A 7,681-nucleotide genomic window follows, 5' to 3' on the forward strand; every position below is an offset into this window, starting at 1 on the left:
TATCATCGCTATTCAGCACACGCGGCGCGTAAACAGCCCAATCGGCGGGGGTGGCGCGCAAGCTAAAGGCGATCAAGCCTGCGCGACCGTCCCATTCGCTCAGCGCATCGCGCAACAGCGGCGTGATCTCGCGAAACCCATCGGAGGCGCGCGCAGCCGCTATGCCCAGCGCGCGCCCTATCCACGCCCCCGAACCCTCATCGCCCAAACGCAACCCCCAGCCGCCGATGGAATGGATCACGCCCCCCAACTGGCGCGCAAAAACCGAACCAGTGCCGATCGCCGCGACGATCCCATCCCCCGTGCCCAGCGCGCCACGCACCGAGGTGGTCACATCCTGCACGATGCGCGTCTTGAACGGGAGTTGCGCGGCGAGCGCCTCGGCAGCACCGCCCAGATTGGCACCTGCAAGCCCAAAGACTGCGCGAATATCACCGCCCTCAACCCCCGCCATCGCTGCGTCACACGCGGCGCGGATATTTTGCGCAGCGCTCGCGAGATCGCTTGCGATATTGGCCGGACCGGCCGATCCGCGCCCGATAATGCGCCCCGTTTGATCCGCCAGAACCGCACGGCATCCGCTGCCGCCGCCGTCGAGCCCAAGAAAATGCATCCCTGCCTCCATTTGCGACGTAACACTGCCAAAGCCACGCGATAAGCGAAAGAGTGTAACGAAGCGCGACACCGAAACGACTTGGGAAAGCAGCCTGCGGGCTTTATCACTAAAACGACACATGCGGGGACCGATGCGCAAACCACTCATATTCGCGGCACTGATCGCGGCGGCTATTTTAGCCGCCTTCATCGTCGCCGATCCGAACCCGGACGCGTTGCGCAATTTGCGCGACGGTTTGCGCGGCTGGCAAGCCGCCTATCCTCTGGCGCTGCCGCTGGGGTTTTTCCTGCTCTATGTGGCAATTGCAGCTCTATCCTTGCCTTTTGCGCTGTGGATGACGCTGCTAGGCGCGGCCTTGTTCGGGTTTTGGAAAGGGTTGGTGCTGATCTCGTTTGCGTCGTCCATCGGCGCACTGCTGGCGTTTCTGGTGGGGCGCTACCTGATGCGCGATTGGGTGCGGGGGAAACTGGGCAATCGGCTTGTCTCGGTTGAAAAAGGTGTGGCGCGCGATGGGGCGTTTTATCTGTTCTCGCTGCGGCTGATTCCGGTTGTGCCATTCTTCGTGATCAACCTCGCCTTTGGTTTGACCCGAATGAGGGCGCTGCGATTTTACGCGATTTCGCAACTGGGGATGTTGCCGGGGACCGTGGTGTATGTGGCCGCCGGGGCGCAGCTTGGGCAGCTTGATAGCCTGTCGGGTATCCTCTCGCCGGGATTGCTTGGCGCGTTTGTGTTGCTGGCGATTTTCCCGTGGATCGCACGGGCGGGGTTGCGCATCGTGGCGCGCCGCCGGGCCTATCGCGGCTTTACGCGGCCGAAAAGCTTTGATCGCAACCTCACGGTGATTGGTGCGGGCGCGGCGGGGTTGGTGGCGTCGTATGTCGCAGCACAGGCCAAGGCGAAGGTGACGCTGGTCGAGCAGGCGCAAATGGGCGGCGATTGTCTCAATTCCGGCTGCGTTCCGTCAAAGGCGCTGATCGCGTCGGGGCGCGCAGCGGCGAATGCGCGTTCGGGCGCGGCGTTGGGGGTCAGCAGCATGCCGCAGGTGGATTGGCCGCGAGTCACAGCGCGAATTTCCGAGGTGATTGCAACGATCGCCCCCAATGACTCCCCCGAGCGGTATGAAGGGTTGGGCGTTGAGGTAAAGCGCGGTCATGCGCGACTGATCGACCCGTGGACCGTGGAAGTTGATGGCCAGCGCTGGACCAGCCGCGCGGTCGTGCTGGCAACTGGCGCGGCTCCGTTGATCCCACCTCTGCCGGGGCTGGATCAGGTCGAGCCGCTGACCTCGGAAACGCTGTGGACGGCACTGGCCGCGCGCCCTGCCCCGCCCGAGCGGATGGTGATTTTGGGCGGTGGACCGATTGGCTGCGAATTGGCGCAGGCGATTGCGCGGCTTGGGGGCGGTGTGACGCTGATCGAGGCGGCGGATCGGCTGGTGGCGCGCGAAGAACCCGAGGTCTCGCAAGCACTGGAAGCCGCGCTGCGCGCGGATGGTGTAGAGGTGAAAATCGGCGCGAAAGCGATGCAATTTGGCATGGATAGTGATAAATGGGTCGAGCTGGATGACGGCTCGCGGGTCGAATTCGACATGCTGTTGGTGGCTGTTGGCAGGCGCGCGCGGCTTGAGGGCTACGGCCTACAAGAGCTGGGCATTCGCACGGATCGCGTGATCGAAACCAATGAATATCTTGAGACCTTGCTGCCCAATATCCTCGCGGCGGGTGATGTGGCGGGGCCGTTGCAGCTGACCAATGCCGCTGGGCATCAGGGCTGGATCGCCGCGGCCAATGCTTTGGCGGCTCCGTTCTGGCGCTTCAAAGCGGCGTCCGCGCCCATTCCGGCGGCGATCTTTACTGCACCCGAAGTGGCGCGTGTGGGGCTCACGGTGGCCGAGGCAAATACGCAGGATATCGCGCATGAGGTGGTGCGCTATCCGCTGGCCGATCTGGACCGCGCGATCACCGAGGGCGCGCGCGAAGGGTTCGTGCAGATCATCACGGCGAAGGGTTCGGATACGATTTTAGGTGCGACCATTCTGGGCGATCATGCGGGCGAGATCTTGGCCGAGATCACGCTGGCGATGCGTCACAAGCTGGGTTTGGGCAAACTCCTATCCACACCCCATATCTATCCAAGCTGGTCAGAGGCCGCGAAAAACGCAGCCGGGCGCTGGCGGCAAGGGCATGTGAACCCGCGTATGTTGACACTTGCGAGCCGGTTCATGGCATGGAGGCGCGGATGATTGACGCCACGCTACTACCGCTTCAGCGCGCGATGTTGCGCTCGCCCGCGGCGGCGCTGGCGGCGCGCGGTGTGCGCGCCGATCAGGTCACGCTGGCGGGATTCAGCATCGGGATTTTGGCGATCCCGGCGCTGGCGTTACATGCCTATTGGCTGGCGCTGGTGCTGATCTTGCGCAACCGGCTGGCCGATGGGCTGGACGGGGCGATTGCGCGGATCAACGGGCCGACGGATCGCGGGGCGTTTCTTGATATTGCGCTCGATTTCCTGTTCTACGCGCTGATCCCGGTAGGATTTGCGCTGGCCGATCCAGGGCGCAATGCGCTGGCGGCCAGTGTGCTGATCGCGGCGTTTGTGGGCACCGGGTCAAGCTTTCTGGCTTTTGCCTCGATTGCCGCGAAACGCGGTCTGTCTGCGCAAAGCTACCCGAGCAAGGGCATCTATTACCTGGGCGGGCTGACCGAAGGGGCCGAGACGATCTTGTTCTTCGCCGCAATTTGCGTCTTTCCCAACGCCTTCCCGCTGCTGGCCTACCTGTTTGCGATGGCCTGTGGTGTCACCACCCTCACCCGCTGGCTGATGGGCTGGCGGGCCTTTTCAGAGACGGAGTGAGCATGAAGAAACTTGTTGTTGCACTGGGGTTTGCGGCGTCATGCCTGCTGGGCACTCCGGTACTTGCCGATTGGGCCAAAACGGTGGCCGACGCCAAGGGTCAGACGGTGTATTTCAACGCCTGGGGGGGCGATCCGCGCACCAATGCGTTCATTGACTGGGTGTCAGAGCAGATGCAGGCGCACTATGGCGTGACGGTCACTCAGGTGAAGCTAAGCGACACGGCCGAGGCGGTTTCGCGGGTGCAAGCAGAAAAGGCGGCGGGCAAGGATAGCCGCGGCGCGGTCGATCTGATCTGGATCAACGGGCCGAATTTTCTGGCGATGAAACAGGCGGGGCTGCTGGCCGGTCCGTTTCTAACCGATCTGCCGAATGCGACATATCTTGATCTTGCGCCCGGATCGGCAGCAACCACCGATTTCACCATTCCCACCGAGGGCTATGAAAGCCCGTGGCGGTTGGCGAAATTCGTGTTTGCCTATGACGCGGATCGGGTGAACGACCTGCCCGAGGATATGGCAGGCTTGGGCGCGTGGGCGGCGGCGCATCCGGGCCGTTTCACCCATCCCAATCCGGCGAATTTCATGGGAGCGACCTTTCTGAAACAGGCGCTGGTCGAGATGGCGCCAGATCCGGAAGCCTTGGCCAAACCCGTCACCGATGCAGCCTATGCCCAGCAAACCGCACCACTTTGGGCGTGGTATGACGCGCTGCGTCCGAACATGTGGCATCATGGGCGTGATTTTCCCGAAAACGAAAGCGCACAGGCCCAGCTTTTGGCCGATGGAGAGACTGATTTCGCGATGTTCTTTGACCCCGCCGCTCCTGCCGCGATGATCCAACAACAGGTCTTGCCGCCAAGCGTGCGCGTTTGGGTGCCCAAGGACGGCTCAATCGGGAATATGTCGTTTGTGGCGATCCCCTATAACGCGGCGCATCGTGCGGGGGCCGAGGTTGTGGCGAATTTCCTGCTCGATCCGGCCACGCAAGCGCATATGCAAAATATCGACGTTTTGGGCAGCTATTCGGTGCTCGACCCGGCCAAGTTGGATGCTGCGGCCAAGGCGGATTTCGCAGCTTTGCCGAGCGCCCCGGCGCTGCCCACGCTGGCTGATCTAGGGCCGACCCTGCCCGAGCCGCATCCCAGTTGGATGACCCGGATCACCGAAGACTGGGCCAAGCGCTACACGCAATGATCGCTGCCCGAGCCCTGTTTTTGCTACTGCTTGGCGCGCCTGTTTTGATCGGCGCGGGGCTAACGCTGGGCACGGCACTGGGCTGGCAGCCGGGGATCGGGCGGTTTGATCTGGGCTGGCAGGGCTTTGCGCAGGCGGTCGCCCTGCCCGGCTTTGCCAGCAGCTTGCGGCTGACGCTAATCACCGGGATCGGGGCGACGCTGGGGTCGCTGGCCGTTTCGGTCCCCCTTGGCGTGTGGCTGGTGGGCAAATCGGGCGCGGTGCGGTTTTTGACGCCGCTTTTGGCGGTGCCCCATGCTGCTTTGGCGATTGGGCTGGCGTTCTTGCTCGCGCCCTCGGGCTGGGCGGTGCGGCTGATCTCGCCTTGGGCGACGGGCTGGGATCTGCCACCCGCCGTGACTACGGTGGGCGATCCTTGGGGGTTTACGCTGATCCTTGGGCTGATGCTGAAAGAAGTGCCGTTTCTGGTGCTTGCGACCCTTGTGGCGGCGGGAACGCGCGATATTGCCGGGCAGATGGCGGCAGGACGCGCGCTGGGATATCCGCCCGGTCAGGTCTGGCGGTTGATGATCTGGCCGCAATTGTATCCAGCGCTTCGCCTGCCGGTGCTGATCGTTTTGGGGTTTTCGCTATCGGTGGTGGATATGGCGCTGGTGCTAGGACCGTCGAACCCGCCGGTGATGGCGATGCAAATCTTACGGCTGTTTGGCGCGCCCGATCCAGCGATGGCGCAGCCTGCTTCGGCGATGGCGGTGATCTTGCTAGGGGTGATGGCGCTCAGCTTGCTGGCGTGGCTGGCCGGGGAGCGCGCAATTGCAGGACTGGGCCGCATTTGGCTGCGCCAAGGGCGGCGCGGGCGGCGGGGCGCGCAACTGGCGGGACCGTTCATGGCGATGATCGGCGTCGTGTTGGGCCTTGGTGCGCTGGGGGCCTTGCTGCTGTGGAGCGTGGCGACGTTCTGGCGTTTTCCCAACGCTCTGCCAAGCGGGTTTTCAGGGCGGCTTTGGGGCTCTGCCGATTGGCTGGCACCGGCGCTTAGCACACTGGGTCTGGCGCTGGCCTCAGGCACGATTGCGCTGTGTTTGTCTCTGTTTTGGCTTGAGATTGAGGATCGCACGCAGCGCCGTTTGCATCTGGGTTGGCTGATCGCGCTGCCCCTATTGCTGCCCCAGATCGGGTTTCTGCAAGGGCTTACGACGGGGTTTCTTTGGCTAGGCCTGCCGCCCGGGCCGCTGGCCGTGATCTGGGCGCAACTGCTGTTCGTGTTTCCCTATGTGATGATTGCGCTGGCCGGGCCGTGGCGTGCGCTTGATCCAGCGCTGCTGGCAACCGCGGCAAGCCTTGGCGCGGGGCCGACGCGGCGATTTTTCGCGGTAAAAGTACCGATGCTGGCTGCGCCGATCGCCACGGCTGTCGCGATTGGCATCGCGGTGTCGGTGGCGCAATATCTTGCAGTATTGCTGCCGGGTGCAGGTCGGGTGCGCGTGCTGGCGACCGAAGCCGTCGCGCTGGCCTCTGGGGCGGATCGGCGGTTGGCGGCGATCATGGCGCTGATGCAGGCGGCACTGCCGCTGATCGGGTATCTTCTGGCTTTGACGCTGCCGCTATGGCTGCATCGCAATCGGCGCGGCCTGCGTGGGGGGGCAACATGAGTTTAAAATTGAGCGATGTCACCCTAATCCCACCAGGCGCGGAGGCGGCGATGTTTGCCCGCCTCTCGCTGACGGTCGCACCCGGCGAAACGGTGTGCATCATGGGACCGTCGGGTGTGGGAAAATCAAGCCTGATCGCGCATATCGGCGGGCATCTTGGGCGGGGATTTCGCAGCGTTGGCTCTGTCACGCTGAACGGGGTCGATTTGCTGGCCCTCCCAGCCGAAAAACGCGGTGTTGGGGTCTTATTTCAGGATGCGCAGCTGTTTGCGCATCTATCGGTGGGGGATAATTTGGCCTTTGGGCTGCGCGCGGGACTGCGAGGGCGTGTCCCACGTCAACGCGCGGTTGCTCAGGCGCTTGAACAGGCTGGGTTGGCGGGCTTTGAGGCCCGCGATCCGGCGACGCTCTCGGGGGGGCAACGGATGCGGGTGGCGCTGATGCGCGCGCTTCTGGCTGAACCACGCGCGATGCTGATAGACGAGGCGTTTGCGCGTCTTGATAGCGGGCTGCGCGCAGAGATCCGGGGCTTCGTGCTGGAGCACATTGCCGCACGCAAGATCCCGGCTCTGATGGTCAGCCATGACGACCAAGACGCGCTGGCAGCAGATCGCGTGCTGCAATTGCGGCCATAATCGGCGAGCAATCCCCGCGATGTTAGCGCCGTCAGGCTTGCGAGCCGGGCGGCAACCTTCTATCCCTTTGCCTATGCTTGTGAGATTGACCCGCCCCCTTTGGCTCACTTTGATCAAACGCGTTCTTGCGGTGGGCGTTGCGTTGTCGCTTGTTGGGTGTGTGCCCACCGGAATGGGCGGCGCGCAGGTGGGTCAGGCGCGCACCACGTTGGCAAGTGGGGCGCTGACAATCGCCGCGCCCAAAGGCTGGTGCGTGGACCCCAAGACGCTGCGCGACGGGCGCAATGGCGGATTTGTGCTTTTTGGCAATTGCGCTGCGATCTCGGGCAATCCCGAAGATGCACGCGCCCCCGAGCCCGCCCTGTTAAGCGCGACCGTAGGCCCGCCCGCGATTGAGGATGAGAACGGCAAGCTTGGCCACGCCCGTCTCGCGCAGATGGAGACGTTCTTTCGCTCTGATATCGGGCGCGCGGCGCTATCGCGCTCGGGCGAAAGCAAGGACGTGAAGATCCTGCATTCCGAGATTACCCATGACATGCTGATGCTGCGAATTCAGGATCGCTCGCAAAGCGGCGCGCCGCCGGTGGCGCAGGTTTACTTGCGCGCGATCACCGATCTGGGCGGTCGAATCACGTCACTTTCCGTCATGCCTCTGAAAGACGGAGAAATGAGCGCCAAGGCGCAAAGCGTTTTGATCACGCGCTTTGCCGAGGCCATTCGAAACGC

The 7,681-nt window shown here is 63.5% G+C and carries 6 protein-coding genes and 1 pseudogene; 6 read left to right on the plus strand and 1 reads right to left on the minus strand.

Features of this window, described 5'->3' with window-relative positions:
* A partial coding sequence (locus QZ571_RS18025) for a BadF/BadG/BcrA/BcrD ATPase family protein (RefSeq protein ID WP_295537495.1) occupies positions 1-613 on the minus strand: 613 nt, incomplete at its 3' end.
* A gap of 133 nt (positions 614-746) precedes the next feature.
* Here QZ571_RS18025 and QZ571_RS18030 point away from each other — a divergent pair.
* From QZ571_RS18030 to QZ571_RS18055, 6 genes and pseudogenes are all read left to right on the plus strand, one after another.
* Positions 747-2,861, plus strand: coding sequence for an FAD-dependent oxidoreductase (locus tag QZ571_RS18030; protein ID WP_295537497.1), 2,115 nt, complete (start codon positions 747-749; stop codon positions 2,859-2,861).
* Positions 2,858-3,472: a CDP-alcohol phosphatidyltransferase family protein gene (locus QZ571_RS18035; protein WP_295537499.1), complete on the plus strand. Its 615-nt coding sequence runs from the start codon at positions 2,858-2,860 to the stop codon at positions 3,470-3,472. Before QZ571_RS18030 ends, QZ571_RS18035 begins: the two co-directional genes overlap by 4 nt.
* Positions 3,473-3,474: 2 nt before the next feature.
* Positions 3,475-4,668: an ABC transporter substrate-binding protein gene (locus tag QZ571_RS18040; RefSeq protein WP_295537500.1), complete on the plus strand. Its 1,194-nt coding sequence runs from the start codon at positions 3,475-3,477 to the stop codon at positions 4,666-4,668.
* A complete protein-coding gene (locus tag QZ571_RS18045) occupies positions 4,665-6,320 on the plus strand; it encodes an ABC transporter permease (RefSeq protein WP_295537502.1) in 1,656 nt (551 codons plus the stop codon). The genes QZ571_RS18040 and QZ571_RS18045 overlap by 4 nt, the downstream gene beginning before the upstream one ends.
* Entirely contained in the window at positions 6,317-6,955 is a 639-nt protein-coding gene (locus QZ571_RS18050; protein WP_295537504.1) for an ATP-binding cassette domain-containing protein, read from the plus strand. Before QZ571_RS18045 ends, QZ571_RS18050 begins: the two co-directional genes overlap by 4 nt.
* An 85-nt stretch (positions 6,956-7,040) precedes the next feature.
* Positions 7,041-7,681: pseudogene (locus QZ571_RS18055) on the plus strand (hypothetical protein); the annotation flags it as partial.

The organism is uncultured Thioclava sp., assembly GCF_913064665.1.
In the GTDB taxonomy this organism is placed as follows: domain Bacteria; phylum Pseudomonadota; class Alphaproteobacteria; order Rhodobacterales; family Rhodobacteraceae; genus Thioclava; species Thioclava arctica.